We start from the raw sequence: 17,810 nt of genomic DNA, 5'->3' as shown, positions 1-17,810 counted from the left end.
AGAGCCAGCTCCAATGGTAGAAAAACCGGAATTCACAGGAGGCGTTAATGCAGAAGAAGCCGCTGTGGCAGAGATACCAGAGTACACTGGTCCATTGGCAACGGTAGGTGAAGAACCAGCTCCAACGGTAGAAAAACCGGAATTCGCAGGAGGCGTTAATGCTGTTGAGGCAGCAGTCCATGAGATTCCAGAGTTCAAGGGTGGTGTCAATGCAGTTCAAGCAGCTTCAAATGAGCTTCCTGAATATAGCGGAGGTGCTAACTTTGTCTTGGCAGCTTCAAATGACCTGCCAGAGTATAAGGGTGGTGTCAATGGCGCTGAGGCAGCAATCCATGAAGTGCCAGAGTACAAGGGAGAAACCAATCTAGTATTGGCAGCTGCAGACAATAAACTATCTCTAGGACAAGATGTGACCTATCAAGCTCCAGCAGCTAAACAAGATGAACTTCCAAATACGGGAAGCAAGGAAACAAGTTCACTGCTTTCCCTTGGACTTGCAGGCGTACTTTTATCACTCTTTGCGTTTGGAAAGAAGAGAAAAGAATAATAAGCAAAAGCTATTATAGCAAGTCTCAGAAGAGATAGCAGGTTTTCAAGCCTGCTATCTTTTTTGATGACATTCAGGTTGATTCGAAATCATAAGATGTCTGAAACTACTTTCAGGATAGTCTGTTCTATAAAATACTTTTGAAACTGAAATCTATTCTACCACAAGCTATTGAAAGCGCTTAACAAATAATATATAATAAGCCCATAAGAACAAGAAAGGGAGGAAAGAGGATGCCACAGATCAGCAAAGAAGCCTTGATTGAACAAATCAAAGATGGAATCATTGTCTCTTGCCAGGCACTTCCTAACGAACCGCTTTATACAGAAGCGGGAGGGGTTATCCCCTTGCTAGTCAAAGCGGCTGAGCAAGGTGGAGCAGTCGGTATCCGAGCAAACAGTGTTCGTGATATCAAGGAGATCAAGGAGGTTACGAAACTCCCGATTATCGGGATCATCAAACGTGACTATCCGCCACAGGAGCCCTTCATTACAGCTACTATGAAAGAAGTTGATGAGTTGGCTGAACTAGACATCGAGGTCATTGCTCTGGATTGTACCAAACGTGAACGTTACGACGGTTTGGAAATTCAGGACTTTATCCGACAAGTCAAAGAAAAGTATCCACATCAACTCTTAATGGCTGATACTAGCACTTTTGAAGAAGGAATAGCAGCAGTCGAATCAGGGATTGATTTTGTAGGAACAACCCTATCAGGTTACACTTCTTATAGTCCCAAAGTAGATGGTCCAGACTTTGAACTGATCAAAAAACTTTGTGAAGCAGGAGTGGATGTCATCGCTGAAGGGAAAATTCATACACCTGAACAAGCCAAACAAATCCTTGAATATGGGGTGCGAGGCATCGTTGTTGGTGGAGCTATTACTAGACCAAAAGAGATTACGGAGCGCTTTGTTGCCGGTCTTAAATAACACAATCTCAAAACAGAGGAGAGTGGTTGATGCGTCGGACAAAATGAAAACGTATACAAATATAAACTTGCTCATTATCCAATATGGATACGCTTATAAATTAGGAGAATACAAATGAAATTTAGAAAACTAGCTTGTACAGTACTTGCAGGTGCTGCGATTCTTGGCCTTGCTGCTTGTGGTAACTCTGGTGGAAGTAAAGATGCTGCAAATTCTGGTAGCGATAGCGGAAAAACAGAAATCACTTGGTGGGCATTCCCAGTCTTCACACAAGAAAAAACTGGTGACGGTGTTGGAACTTATGAAAAATCAATCATCGAAGCTTTTGAAAAAGCAAATCCAGATGTAAAAGTGAAATTGGAAACCATCGACTTCAAGTCAGGTCCTGAAAAGATCACAACAGCCATCGAAGCAGGAACAGCGCCAGACGTACTCTTTGACGCACCAGGGCGTATCATCCAATACGGTAAAAATGGTAAATTGGCTGAGTTGAACGACCTCTTCACAGACGAATTCGTCAAAGATGTCAACAACGAAAACATCGTACAAGCAAGTAAGGCTGGAGACAAAGCTTACATGTATCCAATCAGTTCAGCTCCATTCTACATGGCTATGAACAAGAAAATGTTGGAAGATGCTGGAGTTGCAAATCTTGTAAAAGAAGGTTGGACAACTGATGACTTTGAAAAAGTTTTGAAAGCGCTTAAAGATAAAGGATATACACCAGGTTCATTGTTCAGTTCTGGTCAAGGGGGAGACCAAGGAACACGTGCCTTCATCGCAAACCTTTATGGCGGTTCTGTAACAGATAAAGATGTAACAAAATATACAACTGACGATCCTAAATTCGTCAAAGGTCTTGAAAAAGCTGCTAGCTGGATCAAAGACGGTTTGTTGAACAATGGTTCACAATTTGACGGTGGAGCAGACATCCAAAACTTTGCCAACGGTCAAACTTCATACACAATCCTTTGGGCACCAGCTCAAAACGGTATCCAAGCTAAACTCTTGGAAGCAAGTAAGGTAGATGTGGTAGAAGTACCATTCCCATCAGACTCTGGTAAACCATCTCTTGAATACCTTGTAAACGGATTTGCAGTATTTAACAACAAAGACGACAAGAAAGTTGCAGCAGCTAAGAAATTCGTTCAATTCATCGCAGATGACAAAGAATGGGGTCCTAAAGACGTTGTTCGTACAGGTGCCTTCCCAGTTCGTACATCATTTGGCAAACTTTATGATGACAAACGTATGGAAACAATCAGCAGCTGGACTAAATACTACTCACCATACTATAACACAATCAACGGATTTGCTGAAATGAGAACTCTTTGGTTCCCAATGTTGCAATCTGTATCAAATGGTGACGAAAAACCAGCGGATGCTTTGAAAGCCTTCACTGAAAAAGCTAACGAAACCATCAAAAAAGCTACAAAACAATAAGCACTAAGTCAGATTGATTCCCCCCTTTTCCCTGTGCACTATGGTGTAAGAAAAGGGGGACTTTTGTTTGAAATGGTAGGAACTGTCACGAAATTAAAATGAAGTTCTTACATAAGCGAATCTTAAAAAATTTCATTTTGGTTTTAAAACAGTTCAAGAAAATCAAAAACTATTCTATTTGAAAGAGAGGTGCCGACTGTGAAAGTCAATAAAATTCGTATGCGGGAAACAGTGATTTCCTATGCTTTCCTAGCACCAGTATTATTCTTCTTTGTGATCTTCGTCTTGGCTCCTATGATTATGGGATTCATTACAAGCTTCTTTAACTATTCCATGACCAGCTTTGAGTTTGTTGGCTTGGATAACTACATTCGTATGTTTAAAGATCCTGTCTTTACCAAGTCTTTGATCAATACCGTTATCCTGGTTATTGGATCTGTTCCGATTGTTGTTCTCTTCTCGCTCTTTGTAGCATCTCAAACCTATCATCAAAATGCGATTGCCCGTTCTTTCTATCGTTTCGTCTTCTTCCTTCCTGTAGTTACAGGTAGTGTTGCCGTAACGGTTGTATGGAAATGGATCTATGACCCTCTATCAGGGATTCTAAACTTTGTCCTTAAGTCAAGCCACATCATCAGCCAAAACATTTCTTGGCTGGGTGACAAAAACTGGGCTTTGCTAGCGATTATGATTATCCTTTTGACAACATCTGTTGGTCAGCCGATTATCCTTTATATCGCTGCTATGGGAAATATTGACAATTCACTTGTTGAAGCAGCGCGTGTTGACGGTGCGACTGAGTTCCAAGTGTTCTGGAAGATCAAATGGCCTAGCCTCCTTCCAACAACTCTTTACATCGCGATCATCACAACCATCAACTCATTCCAGTGTTTCGCCTTGATTCAGTTGTTGACTTCTGGTGGTCCAAACTATTCAACAAGTACACTCATGTACTACCTTTATGAAAAAGCCTTCCAATTGACAGAATACGGCTATGCCAATACTATCGGTGTCTTCTTGGCCGTGATGATTGCCATTGTCAGCTTTGCTCAATTCAAGATCCTCGGAAACGACGTAGAATACTAAAGAAAGGAGACAGTTATGCAATCTACACAAAAGAAACCTTTAACAGCTTTCACTGTTATTTCAACGATTATCTTGCTCTTGTTGACCGTGCTGTTCATCTTTCCATTCTACTGGATCTTGACAGGGGCCTTCAAATCACAGCCTGATACCATTATGATTCCGCCACAGTGGTTCCCTAAAATGCCAACCATGGAGAACTTCCAACAACTCATGGTGCAAAACCCTGCTATGCAGTGGATGTGGAACTCTGTATTTATCTCGCTAGTAACCATGTTTCTAGTTTGTGCAACCTCTTCTCTAGCAGGATATGTATTGGCTAAAAAACGTTTCTATGGCCAACGCATCCTCTTTGCAGTCTTTATCGCTGCTATGGCTCTTCCAAAACAAGTTGTCCTTGTACCATTGGTACGTATCGTCAACTTCATGGGAATTCACGATACTCTTTGGGCAGTTATCTTGCCTTTGATCGGATGGCCATTCGGGGTCTTCCTCATGAAACAGTTCAGCGAAAACATCCCAACTGAATTGCTTGAATCAGCTAAAATCGACGGTTGTGGTGAGATTCGTACATTCTGGAGCGTAGCCTTCCCTATCGTGAAACCAGGATTTGCAGCCCTTGCAATCTTTACCTTCATCAATACTTGGAACGACTACTTTATGCAGTTGGTTATGTTGACTTCACGTCAAAACTTAACTATCTCACTCGGGGTTGCGACCATGCAGGCCGAAATGGCAACCAACTATGGTTTGATCATGGCAGGTGCAGCTCTTGCAGCCGTGCCAATCGTAACGGTCTTCCTTGTCTTCCAAAAATCCTTCACTCAGGGTATTACTATGGGAGCGGTTAAAGGATAATGCTCTGCGAAAATCGAATTCAAACTAGGTCAGCATCACCTTGCCATACTTAAGTATTGCCTGCGGTTAGCTTCCTAGTTTGTTCTTCGATTTTCATTGAGTATAAGAGAATACAGAGTTATAAGTGTCTACAAAATGGAGAGTATACAGTTACTTCGTGAAGTTTTGTCAGACACTTATAAACTTAAGAATAAACTCTTTTCATGATACTAGTTAGAGTAGGTTCGTTTTATGGTAACTATTTCCCGCTTTAGTGGTATCTAAGATAAGCAATTTACGCTTATCTTAGACGGAATTTTTGAGACTGACGATGAAAGAGCAACAGGCTCGAAAATTAGGAATGAAATTCTGAAGGAATTTGCTTCCGTCCGCACTTTTATAGGGAAATAGAGAAAGGATAATTCGGAACTGAAAAATAGTAACTATCAGAAACGAAGGAAACAGTATGATTTTTGACGATTTGAAAAACATCGCCTTTTACAAGGGAATCCATCCCAATCTAGACAAGGCCATCGACTATCTCTACCAACACCGTAAGGATTCTTTCGAACTCGGTAAGTATGAGATTGACGGGGACAAGGTCTTTCTAGTTGTTCAGGAAAATGTCCTCAATCAAGCTGAAAATGATCAGTTTGAGCACCATAAACACTATGCAGATTTGCATTTGCTGGTAGAAGGACATGAATATTCAAGCTACGGTTCACGTATCAAAGACGAGGCGGTAGCATTTGATGAAGCAAGCGACATTGGTTTTGTCCATTGTCATGAAGGCTACCCACTCTTGTTGGGTTATCACAATTTTGCGATTTTCTTCCCAGGAGAACCTCACCAGCCAAATGGTTATGCAGGTATGGAAGAGAAGGTTCGCAAATATCTCTTTAAAATTTTGATTGATTAAAAGAATCAGGAGGAGCAAACATGGCACAAAAAGGAGTAAGCCTAATCAAGGCAGCATTTGATACAGATAATTTTCTCATGCGTTTCAGTGAGAAGGTCTTGGATATCGTGACAGCCAATCTTCTTTTTGTTGTCTCTTGTTTGCCCATCGTGACGATTGGAGTGGCTAAAATCAGCCTCTACCAAACTATGTTTGAGATTAAGAGAAGCAGGCGAGTACCTGTTTTCAGAACCTATTTGAGAGCTTTCAAGCAAAATCTGAAACTGGGGCTTCAGTTGGGTCTGTTAGAGTTGGGCATTGTGTCATTAAGCTTTCTAGACCTCTATCTTTTCTGGGGACAGACTGCTTTGCCTTTCCAGATTGTGAAAGCTATTTGTTTGGGGATTCTCATCTTCCTTACTCTCGTGATGTTGGCTAGTTATCCCATCGCTGCGCGCTATGATTTGTCATGGAAAGAAGTGCTGCAAAAAGGGCTTATCTTGGCAAGTTTTAACTTTCCATGGTTCTTCCTCATGTTAGCCATTCTCTTTCTTATTGTGATGGTTCTTTATCTATCCGCCTTCACTCTCCTTTTGGGTGGATCGGCCTTTATCCTCTTTGGTTTTGGTTTGCTAGTCTTTCTCCAAGCAGGATTGATGGAGAAAATCTTCGCCAAATACCAGTAGGATGGCTCGTTTCTGAAACTACTTTCAATCGTTACAGTTTCTAAAATACAAGTAGAAACTAAAATCTAAGTGTATACAAGATATTGAAAGCGATTTTCACAAGGTGTATACTAAACTTGTAAAAAATAGAACTGCTCTTAGCAGAAAAAAAGAAATCTTAGGAGAAAATCTATGTCAGATTTAAAAAAATACGAAGGTGTCATTCCAGCCTTCTACGCATGTTATGATGATCAAGGAGAAGTCAGTCCAGAGCGTACGCGTGCCTTGGTTCAATACTTCATTGATAAGGGAGTTCAAGGTCTCTATGTCAATGGTTCTTCTGGTGAATGTATCTACCAAAGTGTGGCAGATCGCAAATTGATTTTGGAAGAAGTCATGGCAGTTGCCAAGGGCAAATTGACTATCATCGCTCACGTAGCTTGCAACAATACCAAAGACAGTATGGAACTTGCTCGCCACGCAGAAAGTTTGGGTGTAGATGCCATTGCAACGATTCCGCCGATTTACTTCCGCTTGCCAGAATACTCAGTTGCCAAATACTGGAACGATATCAGTTCTGCAGCTCCAAACACAGACTATGTGATCTACAACATTCCTCAATTAGCAGGTGTTGCTTTGACGCCAAGTCTTTATACTGAAATGTTGAAGAATCCACGTGTTATCGGTGTTAAGAACTCTTCTATGCCAGTTCAAGATATCCAAACCTTTGTGAGTCTTGGTGGAGAAGACCATATCGTCTTCAACGGTCCAGATGAACAGTTCTTAGGTGGCCGCCTCATGGGTGCCAAAGCTGGTATCGGTGGTACTTATGGTGCTATGCCAGAACTCTTCTTGAAACTCAATGAGTTAATTGCTGAGAAAGATTTGGAAACAGCGCGTGAATTGCAATACGCTATCAATGCAATCATTGGTAAATTGACTGCTGCACATGGAAATATGTACTGTGTCATCAAAGAAGTTTTGAAGATCAATGAAGGTTTGAACATTGGTTCAGTTCGTTCACCATTGACACCAGTAACTGAAGAAGATCGTCCAGTTGTAGAAGCAGCTGCTCAATTGATTCGTGAAACCAAGGAGCGCTTCCTCTAATCCATAAGGAGGTATTTATGACACACTACGTTGCAATTGATATTGGTGGAACCAACATCAAATATGGTTTGATTGACCAAGAAGGCCAACTTGTTGAATCGCATGAAATGCCAACTGAGGCGCAAAAGGGTGGACCCCATATCTTACAAAAGACAAAAGATATCGTTTCCAGCTATTTAGAAAAGGGTCCAGTAGCAGGTGTTGCTATTTCTTCTGCGGGGATGGTGGATCCTGATAAGGGTGAAATCTTCTATGCTGGGCCTCAAATTCCTAATTACGCAGGAACCCAGTTCAAAAAGGAAATCGAGACTAGCTTTTCGATTCCTTGTGAAATTGAAAATGATGTCAACTGTGCAGGTCTTGCTGAGGCAGTATCTGGTTCAGGAAAGGGAGCGAGTGTGACACTTTGCTTGACCATTGGAACAGGTATCGGTGGTTGCTTGATTATGGATGGGAAAGTTTTCCATGGGTTTAGCAACTCAGCCTGCGAAGTCGGTTACATGCATATGCAGGATGGGGCTTTTCAGGATCTTGCTTCTACTACAGCCTTGGTGGAGTATGTGGCAGCAGCTCATGGTGATCCAGTTGATCAGTGGAATGGGCGACGCATCTTTAAGGAAGCTACCGAAGGAAACAAAATCTGTATGGCTGGTATTGACCGTATGGTAGACTATCTAGGAAAAGGTCTGGCAAATATTTGCTATGTTGCCAATCCAGAAGTAGTCATTCTCGGTGGCGGTATTATGGGGCAAGAGGCTATCCTCAAACCGAAGGTCCGTACAGCCTTGAAGGCGGCCTTGGTGCCAAGTCTGGCTGAAAAAACACGATTAGAATTTGCCCATCACCAAAACACAGCAGGGATGTTGGGAGCCTATTATCATTTCAAAACAAAACAATCCTAGTTTGGTTCAACCAAACTAGGATTTTCTAACGCGTTTTTGTCTACGATAGCCATTGAGTTTTTTATTTTCCCAATAGCTATTAAAGATTTTCTCCTTGCTTTCACGATTGATTTCCAAAAAGTAGGCATAAACCAAATCTATAAGGAAGAGCATGGGGAGTTGAGCAGATATCCGTTGAATGTAGGAAGGCTGGCTGTGGCTAGCAACAAGAACGGTCTCTGTATAGACCTGACTATTTTTGTTTGGAGCGCTGGTAAAGAGGATGGTCTTGGCCCCCATCTCTTTTGCGTCTAATAGACTGTCTAAAATAGAAGGAGTTGTACCAGAAAGTGAGAAACCGAGTACTAGACAATTTTCATCCATGATGCTGGTCGTCCATGCAAAGCCGTCCTGATCGGTTAAGGCTTCACAGACCACACCCAGACGCATGAAACGCAATTTCATTTCACGAGCGACAAGACCGGAACTGCCTGTTCCAAAGAAGTAGACACGCTCAGCATCTTCGATTAACTGGGCGACGCGTTCTAGTTGTTCTTCGTCAATCAAATCCTGCGTTTGTTCTCGCATGATACTGTAGCTTCGCAAAACACGTTTGGTCAAAGGACTATGTTTGTGGGAATGAGTGTCCGGTTTACTAGCCTGATGCTGGTATTGAAAGACGAATTCTCGGTAACCTGTAAAACCACACTTTTTGGCAAAGCGGGTCAATGCTGCTTGGGAGATGTGTAATTTCTGGGTGACTTGCTGAGAAGAGAGATCATCTTGGATCGTTTCAGGTTGTAAAAAATAGCGAGCGATTTCTTGCTCAAGCTCGGTTAATTCTTCAAAATGGAGGTCGATTATGGTTGCGATGTCTGGCTTGTTCATGAGGCTCCTTTTTATGAGTCAAAGTCTTAAAGGTTAACGCTTTCCTAACTATTACTATCATTATATCATAGAAGTTAGGATAACCAAATAAAAAGGCATTTTCAGTTGAAAGTCAAAAAATGCTTTGACTTTTCCAAGTCTTTCTCCGTAAAATATGGTACAATGAAAAGTACTGAGCTTCACCTGTTTGCTCTATTATTTTATATGTAAATAAAGGTGAAAATTGGAAATTTTTCTAGAAAAGAGTCTTAGTTGTATGAGAAAATTCAATAGCCATTCGATTCCTATTCGGCTTAATTTACTGTTTGCCATTGTTATCCTGTTGTTTATGGCCATTATTGGTCGATTGTTATATATGCAGGTGCTCAATAAAGATTTCTATGAAACAAAATTGGCTTCAGCCAGCCAGACAAGGGTAACAACCAGTTCAGCTCGTGGGCAAATCTATGATGCAGCAGGGAAACCCTTGGTTGAAAATACTGTGAAACAAGTTGTTTCCTTTACTCGAAACAACAAAATGACGGCTGCAGATTTAAAAGAAACAGCCAAGAAGTTGCTGGCTTATGTGGAAGTTTCTTCTCCAACATTGACTGACCGACAGTTAGCAGACTATTATCTAGCAGATCAAGATGTCTATAAGAAAGCAGTGGAAAGTTTACCACGTGAGAAGCGACTTGATTCTGATGGCAATCAATTATCTGAATCCGAGCTTTACAATAATACTGTTGAAAGTATCGATCCAAGTCAATTGACCTACTCTGATGACGAAAAGAAAGAAATTTACCTCTTTAGCCAACTTAATGCAGTTGAAAATTTTGCGACAGGAACCATTGCGACAGATTCCTTGACAGATACTCAGATTGCTTTGATAGCTTCGGCCTCTAAGAATTTACCTGGTATCAGTATTTCAACTTCGTGGGATCGAAAGGTCCTAGAGACTTCACTTGCGTCTATAGTAGGAAGTGTATCCAGTGAAAAAGCTGGTCTTCCAGCTGAAGAAGCAGATGCTTATATCAAAAAGGGTTATTCTCTAAATGACCGTGTTGGAACCTCTTATCTAGAAAAACAATATGAAGAAACCTTGCAAGGAAAACGTTCTGTGAAAGAAATCCAGCTAGACAAGTATGGCAATATGGAAAGTGTCGAAAATATCGAAGATGGTACCAAAGGGAATAATATTAAACTGACCATCGATTTGGCCTTTCAAGATAGCGTGGACAATCTTCTTAAGAGTTATTTCAATTCCGAGTTAGGAAATGGAGGAGCCAGATATTCTGAAGGTGTTTATGCAGTTGCTTTGAACCCAAAAACAGGTGCAGTTTTGTCTATGTCAGGGCTCAAACATGATTTGAAAACGGGAGAGTTGACGCCTGATTCCTTGGGAACGGTAACCAATGTCTTTGTCCCAGGTTCGGTTGTCAAGGCGGCGACCATCAGTTCTGGTTGGGAGAATGGAGTCTTGTCAGGGAACCAGACCTTGACAGACCAACCGATTGTCTTCCAAGGCTCAGCTCCGATTAATTCTTGGTATACTCAAGCCTACGGTTCATTCCCGATTACAGCTGTGGAAGCCTTGGAGTATTCTTCTAATGCCTATATGGTTCAAACGGCTTTGGGCATTATGGGGCAGACCTATCAACCCAATATGTTTGTTTTAACTAACAATTTAGAATCCGCTATGGGGAAACTTCGTTCGACATTTGCTGAATATGGTCTTGGAGCCTCAACAGGTATTGATCTTCCAGATGAGTCAACTGGTTTTATACCAAAAGAGTATAATTTTGCTAATTACATTACCAATGCATTTGGTCAGTTTGATAACTACACCCCAATGCAATTGGCCCAGTATGTTGGAACCATTGCTAACAATGGTGTTCGAATTGCACCTCACATTGTTGAGGGAATTTATGGAAATAATGAACAAGGTGGCTTAGGCAATCTAGTTCAAGAAACAGCCACCAAGGAACTGAACAAGATCAATATCTCAGAAGCGGATATGGCTCTCTTGCACCAAGGTTTCTATCAAGTTTCGCATGGAACGAGCGCTCTGACAACTGGTCGTGCCTTTTCAAATGGTGCATCCGTTTCCATCAGTGGGAAGACAGGTACTGCCGAAAGTTATGTCAATGGTGGTCAAAAAGCCAATAATACCAACGCAGTTGCTTATGCTCCGTCTGATAATCCTCAAATCGCGGTCGCAGTCGTCTTTCCTCATAACACCAACCTAACAAATGGTGTCGGACCTTCAATTGCACGAGATATTATCAACCTCTATAACCAACAACATCCAATGAATTAGAAAGGAACTTATGCTGTATCCAACACCTATTGCCAAGTTAATTGATAGCTATTCAAAGTTACCAGGTATCGGGATCAAAACGGCTACTCGTCTCGCCTTTTATACCATTGGAATGTCTGATGACGATGTCAATGAATTTGCCAAAAACCTTCTATCTGCCAAGCGGGAATTGACCTATTGTTCCATCTGTGGTCGCTTGACGGATGATGACCCTTGCTCGATCTGTACAGATCCGACTCGAGACCAGACAACCATCTTGGTGCTAGAGGATAGTCGCGATGTGGCTGCTATGGAAAATATCCAAGAATACCACGGACTCTATCATGTCTTGCACGGTCTCATTTCTCCTATGAATGGTATCAGTCCAGACGATATCAACCTCAAGAGCCTCATGACTCGTCTCATGGATAGTGAGGTTTCAGAGGTGATTGTGGCAACCAATGCGACAGCGGATGGAGAAGCGACATCCATGTATCTCTCTCGTTTGCTCAAACCAGCTGGTATCAAGGTCACTCGTCTAGCACGAGGACTAGCCGTGGGAGCAGATATCGAGTATGCGGATGAGGTCACACTCTTACGAGCCATTGAAAATCGGACAGAGTTGTAGGAGTCAGTAAAAACGTAGCTCATTTTGACGTATAAGACAAGCCCTAGGAATTTTTCTTAGGGCTTTGTTTTTTTCTGTTTCTCACAAAGGGAGGACAAACCTTGCTAATAAAACTACTCAAACTATAAGGAATCAGAAAGGGGATCTCCAAAATCACTAGTGCGGTCTCTGTCAAACTCATTCACCGAATGATAGAGTTTATTCTAAGGAGATGAGCGCATTTTCCCTTAGGATTTGTTTTGAAATCGTACTATTTTTGTGTTATGATATGGTCAATATATAATTAATAAGGGGAGTTTGAAGTATGGGTGGAAAGATAAAATCTAGTACGATAGCAGCAGAGGCGGCTATTAATGAGTTGGTTGGGTATGACACGAGCGACAAGCAAAATCAGCAGATGGAATTTTCATATACTTCTGAAATTGCTGGGATGGAAGCGGGACGTCTGGCCTGCAATCAAATGCTTCAGGCAGTTAGTGATTTTAGTTCAGCTGTTTTGACCCAAGCAAATAAGTTTCCAGAAATTGCTCATAGGATTGAAAAACGTGATATAGAGCAAGCTAAGAGATGGAGTTACTAAGGAATGGCAGATAGAAATGAAGAAAAGCGCACAGAAATTTGGCGTAAGATTGTTAAAGTAGAAGATAAGGAAGATAGACTCCGAGCAACTAAAAAGCAATATGAACAGCAGTTGACAAACTTTTACTCGGATATTCAGAGCATTCACCATCGCATGGTAAATCTATTGTCTCTCTCACCCAGTTCTCGTCAGGTAATAGAGCAAATCGAAAGTGATAATAGAACCATTCAGCGACAGGTCAACTCTTATGTAGAGGAGGAACTGGATGCCTTGGAAAAACAAACGAAGAAGGCTTGTCGCTCTTTTGATGAAGCCAGAGAAGAACTGATAGCGGAAAGGAATCGGATACCATGGGAGTAAAATACAGCGCGCAAGAATCCCAAGAATTGATTCAGGCCATGACGAATAACCTCCAAGTCGCAAATGAAGTCACGGACCGCTTATTTAGTGGATGTGACCACCTGATTTCCTCTTTAGACTCAGGTGAGCTGGCAGGAGCAGCCTACACAGCTGGGAAGGGTCTCTTCACAGAGATTGTCATCCCCAGCATCAAGAAGTTACAAGCAGCGATAGATGATATCCAACTAGAGTTGACCTCCTACAAAGATGCGGATGCTCAGGTCTCTGGATATGGTGATTTGGACCTAGACCAGCTCAAGGAACTGAAAAAGCTGAGAGAAGAGCAGTTAGCTATCGTAGAAACTCAGATTCAAGTGAGGGAGAACTGGCTAAATCAAATCACGGACCTCTTTAGTCTCAATTGGGGGAAAGCCTTCTCTGAGAAGACCATCCTCTACAATACCAAGTTTCAAATCGAGTCGGGTATTCAGGATTTGGATGATAAGATTGAAAAACTAGAATTTTTTGTTTCACAGGTTTCCCAGTATTTCAACGATAGTCTAGAAGTCCTTAGCTTAGCCATCAAAGGAGCTACGCAACTAAGTAAAATCATTGTCGATAGCGATGGTAACTACTATGCGGACGGTGTGGACATGAGCTGGGTACAGAAGATGAAGGATGTGAAGATTGAGTCGCATGCTAAAAGAGATTTTCAAGACTCAGAAACTCGTGCCATCAATAAAGCTTCTAGGGATATGATGCTATCGGACGATGGAGATGCCTACTATCGTGCTGAATTAAAGAAGCGCTTAAAAGGTCGCGACAAGTCTGAATGGGATAAAATAATTGACGACTACAATCACACTCTTAAGATTGATGAAACAGGGAATATCATTGAAATTTATCCCTTGGAACAAGGCTATGTCGTTTCAAAAAATGGGGAATACGATGCTGACTATACTCATTTGGTTAACAAAAAGTTTGATGAACTAAAAGCACAAAAGTTTGAAGCAAATTCAGCCGAGTTTTGGAGTGGAGTAGCTCAAATATTCTCTGGATTGGGAGTTTACTTTGCGAGTGGTGCCCTCGAAGTCTTGAGTATAATGGCTGGTCCGCCAACAGCAGGGACAAGTATCGTAGCTGGTACCGCAGCATCTGTATCAGGGGTACAATATGGAAATGTACTGATAGCTAGTGGAGCAGTAACTAGCTTATCAGCTATCACAAAGACGGCCTTACAAAATGGCGAAATTCAGGTTAATTATTCTAGCAACTACGACAGCTGGAAAGCTAATAAAAAGACAAGTATTACTCATGGGAAACAGATAGAAGCACGTGTGAAAGGGAAAAATGTAAAAATCCGTGTTGATTCTGAACCACAGAGTGGTAAATTTCAAGTACAATCTGGAAGTGGGAAATCTGGCTATCCTCTAAACGAGCATCTAAGGATAGATAGAATAATAGGAAAAGATTCTATTGTAGACTGGGTAAATTCAAATGAAAGTTTAAGTAAACTCAGCAAGGGGGTTAGAGAGCAAATTATTGATAGAATTTGGAAAGCTTATCAAAGGTATTATGCGAATTAAAACAGGAGGTATGCATGAAGTTATATTTACAAGGTGATTACACCAAGACTGATTTTTATGAAGAGTTTAAAGAAATAGCTCAAAAGATGTGGTTCAAAGAGCGAAAAGGAATTCCGCTCGATTTTTCCTATGCTTGGGATGAAGATTTACATTTGAATTTACGGTTGGATAAATTTAAATATAATGACGAACGTTGGGAGAGTGCAAATTTTAATACAAATATAAACCCTTGGAAGACATTTGAATATGAAAACTTGACATTGGATCTAGAAAATTCTTATGAAAGCGATGGGCGTGAGAAAGGTGATTATTTGCGAATTATTTCTACTCATCTAGATATTTTAACGGTTGACAAGCGTGCGATGTATATTATGGCGATTGAGGTAGCATCTGCCATTGACGGTCAAATCAGCGAAGACGATAAAGAAACATGGCTGAGTATTGAAGAATTTAAAACGAAACATATAGACTTGCTGAATTTGACCTACGATGAAGCGGTTGATATTAGTTTGGAGGAACTAGAGATTATGGAGGCGGTTGATGAACCACTTTGGGATGAATTACACAGAGGATGGGAAGAATACATCAAAATCCATGGTGAACGTGTTTATGACGATGAGGACTACGAGTGAGAATTTATATTAAAGGCGATTATACAAAAAGAGTACCTTATGGTTATTTGGAACTAGCTGGAAAAATGTGGTTTCCAGAAGATGAGCAAGTTTCTTACTCAAATGCTGGGAATAATGATGCATTACAAGAGGATTTTTCTGTAAATTTATCCTTGAGGAAAAGTACTGCAGATAAGCGATGGTCTAGTGTCCCTCTAAAGGAAGGGGTACGAAGACTCTTCTCACATCTTAACGAATGTATTGAGATAGAGTTTGAAGATGCGTTTGCTACGGATTATAATGAAAAGGGAGACTGTCTCCGTATTTTAACCACCCATCTAGAAGTTTTGACAGTTGATAAACGAGCCATGTACATTATGGCGCTTGAGATTGCAAAGGTGATTGATGGGCAAATTAGCGAAGATAATAAGAAGACATGGCTAACAGTCGAGGAATTTAAGAAAAAGCACGAGGCTATTCTATCTCTGACTTTTGATGAAGCAAATGAACGAAGTTTGATTGAAATTCAAACGATGGATGTTGTAGACGACCCTCTTTGGGAGGAAGAGGCCACTCGTCGAAAAGAATATATACTAGCACATGGAGGCGATATCTCAGATTTATGAGACTATATCTTAAAGGTGATTACACCAAAGAAATTCCGTTTGATTATATAGAACTAGCGAAGAGAATGTGGTTTGATACTAAAGATGGTAAGCCAGTAGATTTTTCTTACTTTGGGAATACTCGCCCATTTAAAACAGACCCAACTATTCACTTGAAATTGAATAAGTGGATGCATGATAATAGATGGAATAATGTTCAGTTGAAAGAAGGAATTACCAACAAATTTGGGAGTCATGTATATGAAAATCTTGAATTAAATTTTGAAGACAATCCAGCAACAGACTATCGAGAAAAAGGAGACTGTCTACGTTTAGCTTCTACCCACCTTGACCTTCTCACTGTTGATAAACGAGCTATGTATATTATGGCCATTGAAATTGCGACTGCTATTGATGGTCAGATTAGCGAAGATGATAAAGAGAGCTGGTTAAGTGTGGAGGAATTTAAAAAACGACATGAGGATATCCTTTCGATGAGTTATGAACAGGCTAATGAGATGAGCCTTGAAGAAATTCCGTTTATGGATGATGTTCGAGATCCAGTTTGGGAAGAAGACGACCGCAGGAATGAAGAATACATCAAAATTCATGGAGAAGTGGAGTTAGACGAAGAGGAAGACGAGTGAGACTATATCTTAAAGGCAACTACGAAACTAGTATTTACCAAGTCTGTATGGAATATCCTTGGAAAATGTGGTTCAAAGAACGCAAAAGTGTGGAAGTTAGTTTTTCTTACGCACGTGATGATGATTTTTATTTGAGTTTAACTCTAGATAAATTTTCTTCAAATGATGAGCGTTGGGGAATGACTGATTTTAAAATAGGAGATAATCCATGGAATTCATTTAAATATGAGTATCTAATATTGGATTTTGAAGATTCCTATGAAAGCGATAGGCGAGAAAAAGGAGACTATCTTCGAATCATCACGACTCATAAGGATATTCTAACGGTTGACAAGCGAGCTCTCTATATCATGGCGATTGAGGTAGCATCTGCTATTGACGGTCAAATCAGCGAAGACGACAAAGAAACATGGCTGAGCATTGAAGAATTCAAAACGAAACATATAGACCTACTGAATTTGACCTACGACGAAGCAGTCGATATTAGTTTAGAAGAGATAAAGGTTTTGAAAGCCATCGACGAGCCCCTCTGGGAAGAATTGGATAGGAAGCGCGAGGAGTATATCCGAATTCATGGAGAAGTGGAGTTGGATGACGATGAGGAAGACGAGTGAGATTATATATTAAAGGCGATTATACTAGAAAAGTGCCATTTGGCTACAGAGAACTCGCATGGAAAATGTGGTTTAAAGAAAGAAATGGTCAAAAAATAAGTTTTTCAAATGTCGGGGATGATGAGATGTTACAAAATGACTTTTATCTATCTTTACGATTAGATAAGTGGGGAGCAAGTGGCTCTCGTTGGAAAGAGGTCAAGGTTAAAGGTGGCAGTGCAATCAATTCCCAAAAATATGAAAATATTGATTTGGATTATGAAGGAAGTTATGAAAGCGACGGTAGAGAAAAGGGAAAATATCTAAGAATCGCTTCTAATTATTTGGATGTTTTAACAGTTGATAAACGTGCTATGTATATTATGGCGCTTGAAATTGCGATTGCTATTGATGGACAAATTAGCGAAGATGACAAGAAAACATGGATAACAATCGAGGAATTCAAGGAAAAGCACCAAGATATCTTATCTCTAACTTTTGATGAAGCAAATGAGATGAGTTTGGAAGAAATTCAAACGATCGACGTTATTGACGACCCCATCTGGGAAGAATTGGATAGGAAGCGCGAGGAATACATCAAAATTCACGGTGAACGTGTTTATGATGATGAGGACGAATGAAATTATATTTAAAAGGCG

General features: G+C 40.8%; 20 protein-coding genes. 19 read left to right on the top strand and 1 reads right to left on the bottom strand.

Annotation, left to right across the window (positions count from 1 at the left end; translation table 11 throughout):
• The 9 genes from M1F56_RS05285 to M1F56_RS05245 all read left to right on the top strand — a co-directional run.
• A partial coding sequence (locus M1F56_RS05285; protein ID WP_247917077.1) for an SIALI-17 repeat-containing surface protein occupies positions 1–547 on the top strand: 547 nt, incomplete at its 5' end.
• A 233-nt stretch (positions 548–780) separates the two neighbouring features.
• A complete protein-coding gene (locus M1F56_RS05280; RefSeq protein WP_247917076.1) occupies positions 781–1,479 on the top strand; it encodes an N-acetylmannosamine-6-phosphate 2-epimerase in 699 nt (232 codons plus the stop codon).
• A gap of 114 nt (positions 1,480–1,593) precedes the next feature.
• On the top strand, positions 1,594–2,922 hold the full coding sequence (locus tag M1F56_RS05275; RefSeq protein ID WP_009730446.1) for an ABC transporter substrate-binding protein: 1,329 nt from the start codon (positions 1,594–1,596) through the stop codon (positions 2,920–2,922).
• 219 nt (positions 2,923–3,141) lie between these two features.
• Positions 3,142–4,008 (top strand): carbohydrate ABC transporter permease, encoded by an 867-nt coding sequence (locus M1F56_RS05270; RefSeq protein WP_001209417.1) that lies wholly within the window; start codon positions 3,142–3,144, stop codon positions 4,006–4,008.
• 15 nt (positions 4,009–4,023) lie between these two features.
• Entirely contained in the window at positions 4,024–4,863 is an 840-nt protein-coding gene (locus M1F56_RS05265; protein WP_070696207.1) for a carbohydrate ABC transporter permease, read from the top strand.
• A 445-nt stretch (positions 4,864–5,308) separates the two neighbouring features.
• A complete protein-coding gene (locus tag M1F56_RS05260; RefSeq protein ID WP_247917075.1) occupies positions 5,309–5,761 on the top strand; it encodes a YhcH/YjgK/YiaL family protein in 453 nt (150 codons plus the stop codon).
• Positions 5,762–5,781: 20 nt separating this feature from the next.
• Entirely contained in the window at positions 5,782–6,426 is a 645-nt protein-coding gene (locus M1F56_RS05255; RefSeq protein ID WP_247917074.1) for a YesL family protein, read from the top strand.
• A 171-nt stretch (positions 6,427–6,597) separates the two neighbouring features.
• Positions 6,598–7,515 (top strand): dihydrodipicolinate synthase family protein, encoded by a 918-nt coding sequence (locus tag M1F56_RS05250; protein WP_247917073.1) that lies wholly within the window; start codon positions 6,598–6,600, stop codon positions 7,513–7,515.
• A gap of 17 nt (positions 7,516–7,532) precedes the next feature.
• Complete coding sequence (locus M1F56_RS05245) at positions 7,533–8,417, top strand: ROK family protein (RefSeq protein ID WP_247917072.1); 885 nt, start codon at positions 7,533–7,535, stop codon at positions 8,415–8,417.
• A 15-nt stretch (positions 8,418–8,432) separates the two neighbouring features.
• Here M1F56_RS05245 and M1F56_RS05240 read toward each other — a convergent pair whose 3' ends face one another.
• Positions 8,433–9,284 (bottom strand): MurR/RpiR family transcriptional regulator, encoded by an 852-nt coding sequence (locus M1F56_RS05240; protein ID WP_247917071.1) that lies wholly within the window; start codon positions 9,282–9,284, stop codon positions 8,433–8,435.
• A 256-nt stretch (positions 9,285–9,540) separates the two neighbouring features.
• Between M1F56_RS05240 and pbp2b the strand changes: the two genes are divergently transcribed.
• From pbp2b to M1F56_RS05190, 10 genes are all read left to right on the top strand, one after another.
• Positions 9,541–11,583, top strand: a complete 2,043-nt coding sequence (gene pbp2b, locus M1F56_RS05235; RefSeq protein WP_247917070.1) for a penicillin-binding protein PBP2B — start codon at positions 9,541–9,543, stop codon at positions 11,581–11,583.
• A 10-nt stretch (positions 11,584–11,593) separates the two neighbouring features.
• Positions 11,594–12,190, top strand: a complete 597-nt coding sequence (gene recR / locus M1F56_RS05230) for a recombination mediator RecR (protein WP_000966754.1) — start codon at positions 11,594–11,596, stop codon at positions 12,188–12,190.
• 304 nt (positions 12,191–12,494) lie between these two features.
• A complete protein-coding gene (locus tag M1F56_RS05225; protein ID WP_247917069.1) occupies positions 12,495–12,770 on the top strand; it encodes a TIGR04197 family type VII secretion effector in 276 nt (91 codons plus the stop codon).
• A 3-nt stretch (positions 12,771–12,773) separates the two neighbouring features.
• Complete coding sequence (locus tag M1F56_RS05220; RefSeq protein WP_247917068.1) at positions 12,774–13,130, top strand: hypothetical protein; 357 nt, start codon at positions 12,774–12,776, stop codon at positions 13,128–13,130.
• The gene (locus tag M1F56_RS05215) at positions 13,121–14,695 is read left to right on the top strand and encodes a virulence protein (protein ID WP_247917067.1); all 1,575 of its coding nucleotides are present in this window, start codon (positions 13,121–13,123) and stop codon (positions 14,693–14,695) included. The genes M1F56_RS05220 and M1F56_RS05215 overlap by 10 nt, the downstream gene beginning before the upstream one ends.
• A gap of 14 nt (positions 14,696–14,709) precedes the next feature.
• Complete coding sequence (locus M1F56_RS05210; protein WP_084920141.1) at positions 14,710–15,327, top strand: hypothetical protein; 618 nt, start codon at positions 14,710–14,712, stop codon at positions 15,325–15,327.
• Positions 15,324–15,932, top strand: a complete 609-nt coding sequence (locus M1F56_RS05205) for a hypothetical protein (protein WP_247917066.1) — start codon at positions 15,324–15,326, stop codon at positions 15,930–15,932. The genes M1F56_RS05210 and M1F56_RS05205 overlap by 4 nt, the downstream gene beginning before the upstream one ends.
• Positions 15,929–16,558, top strand: coding sequence for a hypothetical protein (locus M1F56_RS05200; RefSeq protein WP_247917065.1), 630 nt, complete (start codon positions 15,929–15,931; stop codon positions 16,556–16,558). Before M1F56_RS05205 ends, M1F56_RS05200 begins: the two co-directional genes overlap by 4 nt.
• Positions 16,555–17,172 carry a hypothetical protein gene (locus tag M1F56_RS05195; protein ID WP_247917064.1) on the top strand — a complete coding sequence of 206 codons (618 nt, stop codon included), beginning with the start codon at positions 16,555–16,557 and terminating at the stop codon, positions 17,170–17,172. Before M1F56_RS05200 ends, M1F56_RS05195 begins: the two co-directional genes overlap by 4 nt.
• Positions 17,169–17,792, top strand: a complete 624-nt coding sequence (locus tag M1F56_RS05190) for a hypothetical protein (protein ID WP_247917063.1) — start codon at positions 17,169–17,171, stop codon at positions 17,790–17,792. The genes M1F56_RS05195 and M1F56_RS05190 overlap by 4 nt, the downstream gene beginning before the upstream one ends.
• Positions 17,793–17,810: the final 18 nt, after the last annotated feature.

This window comes from Streptococcus oralis (assembly GCF_023109005.1).
Classification (GTDB): Bacteria; Bacillota; Bacilli; order Lactobacillales; family Streptococcaceae; genus Streptococcus; species Streptococcus oralis_BU.
This window is presented reverse-complemented; position numbering and strand designations above follow the sequence as displayed.

Excerpts from the sequence above, each read along its gene's own strand:
- M1F56_RS05280 (WP_247917076.1), top strand. The coding sequence starts at position 781 with ATGCCACAGATCAGCAAAGAAGCCTTGATTGAACAAATCAAAGATGGA.
- M1F56_RS05275 (WP_009730446.1), top strand. The coding sequence starts at position 1,594 with ATGAAATTTAGAAAACTAGCTTGTACAGTACTTGCAGGTGCTGCGATT.
- M1F56_RS05270 (WP_001209417.1), top strand. The coding sequence starts at position 3,142 with ATGCGGGAAACAGTGATTTCCTATGCTTTCCTAGCACCAGTATTATTC.
- M1F56_RS05265 (WP_070696207.1), top strand. The coding sequence starts at position 4,024 with ATGCAATCTACACAAAAGAAACCTTTAACAGCTTTCACTGTTATTTCA.
- M1F56_RS05260 (WP_247917075.1), top strand. The coding sequence starts at position 5,309 with ATGATTTTTGACGATTTGAAAAACATCGCCTTTTACAAGGGAATCCAT.
- M1F56_RS05255 (WP_247917074.1), top strand. The coding sequence starts at position 5,782 with ATGGCACAAAAAGGAGTAAGCCTAATCAAGGCAGCATTTGATACAGAT.
- M1F56_RS05250 (WP_247917073.1), top strand. The coding sequence starts at position 6,598 with ATGTCAGATTTAAAAAAATACGAAGGTGTCATTCCAGCCTTCTACGCA.
- M1F56_RS05245 (WP_247917072.1), top strand. The coding sequence starts at position 7,533 with ATGACACACTACGTTGCAATTGATATTGGTGGAACCAACATCAAATAT.
- M1F56_RS05240 (WP_247917071.1), bottom strand. The coding sequence starts at position 9,284 with ATGAACAAGCCAGACATCGCAACCATAATCGACCTCCATTTTGAAGAA.
- pbp2b (WP_247917070.1), top strand. The coding sequence starts at position 9,541 with ATGAGAAAATTCAATAGCCATTCGATTCCTATTCGGCTTAATTTACTG.
- recR (WP_000966754.1), top strand. The coding sequence starts at position 11,594 with ATGCTGTATCCAACACCTATTGCCAAGTTAATTGATAGCTATTCAAAG.
- M1F56_RS05225 (WP_247917069.1), top strand. The coding sequence starts at position 12,495 with ATGGGTGGAAAGATAAAATCTAGTACGATAGCAGCAGAGGCGGCTATT.
- M1F56_RS05220 (WP_247917068.1), top strand. The coding sequence starts at position 12,774 with ATGGCAGATAGAAATGAAGAAAAGCGCACAGAAATTTGGCGTAAGATT.
- M1F56_RS05215 (WP_247917067.1), top strand. The coding sequence starts at position 13,121 with ATGGGAGTAAAATACAGCGCGCAAGAATCCCAAGAATTGATTCAGGCC.
- M1F56_RS05210 (WP_084920141.1), top strand. The coding sequence starts at position 14,710 with ATGAAGTTATATTTACAAGGTGATTACACCAAGACTGATTTTTATGAA.
- M1F56_RS05200 (WP_247917065.1), top strand. The coding sequence starts at position 15,929 with ATGAGACTATATCTTAAAGGTGATTACACCAAAGAAATTCCGTTTGAT.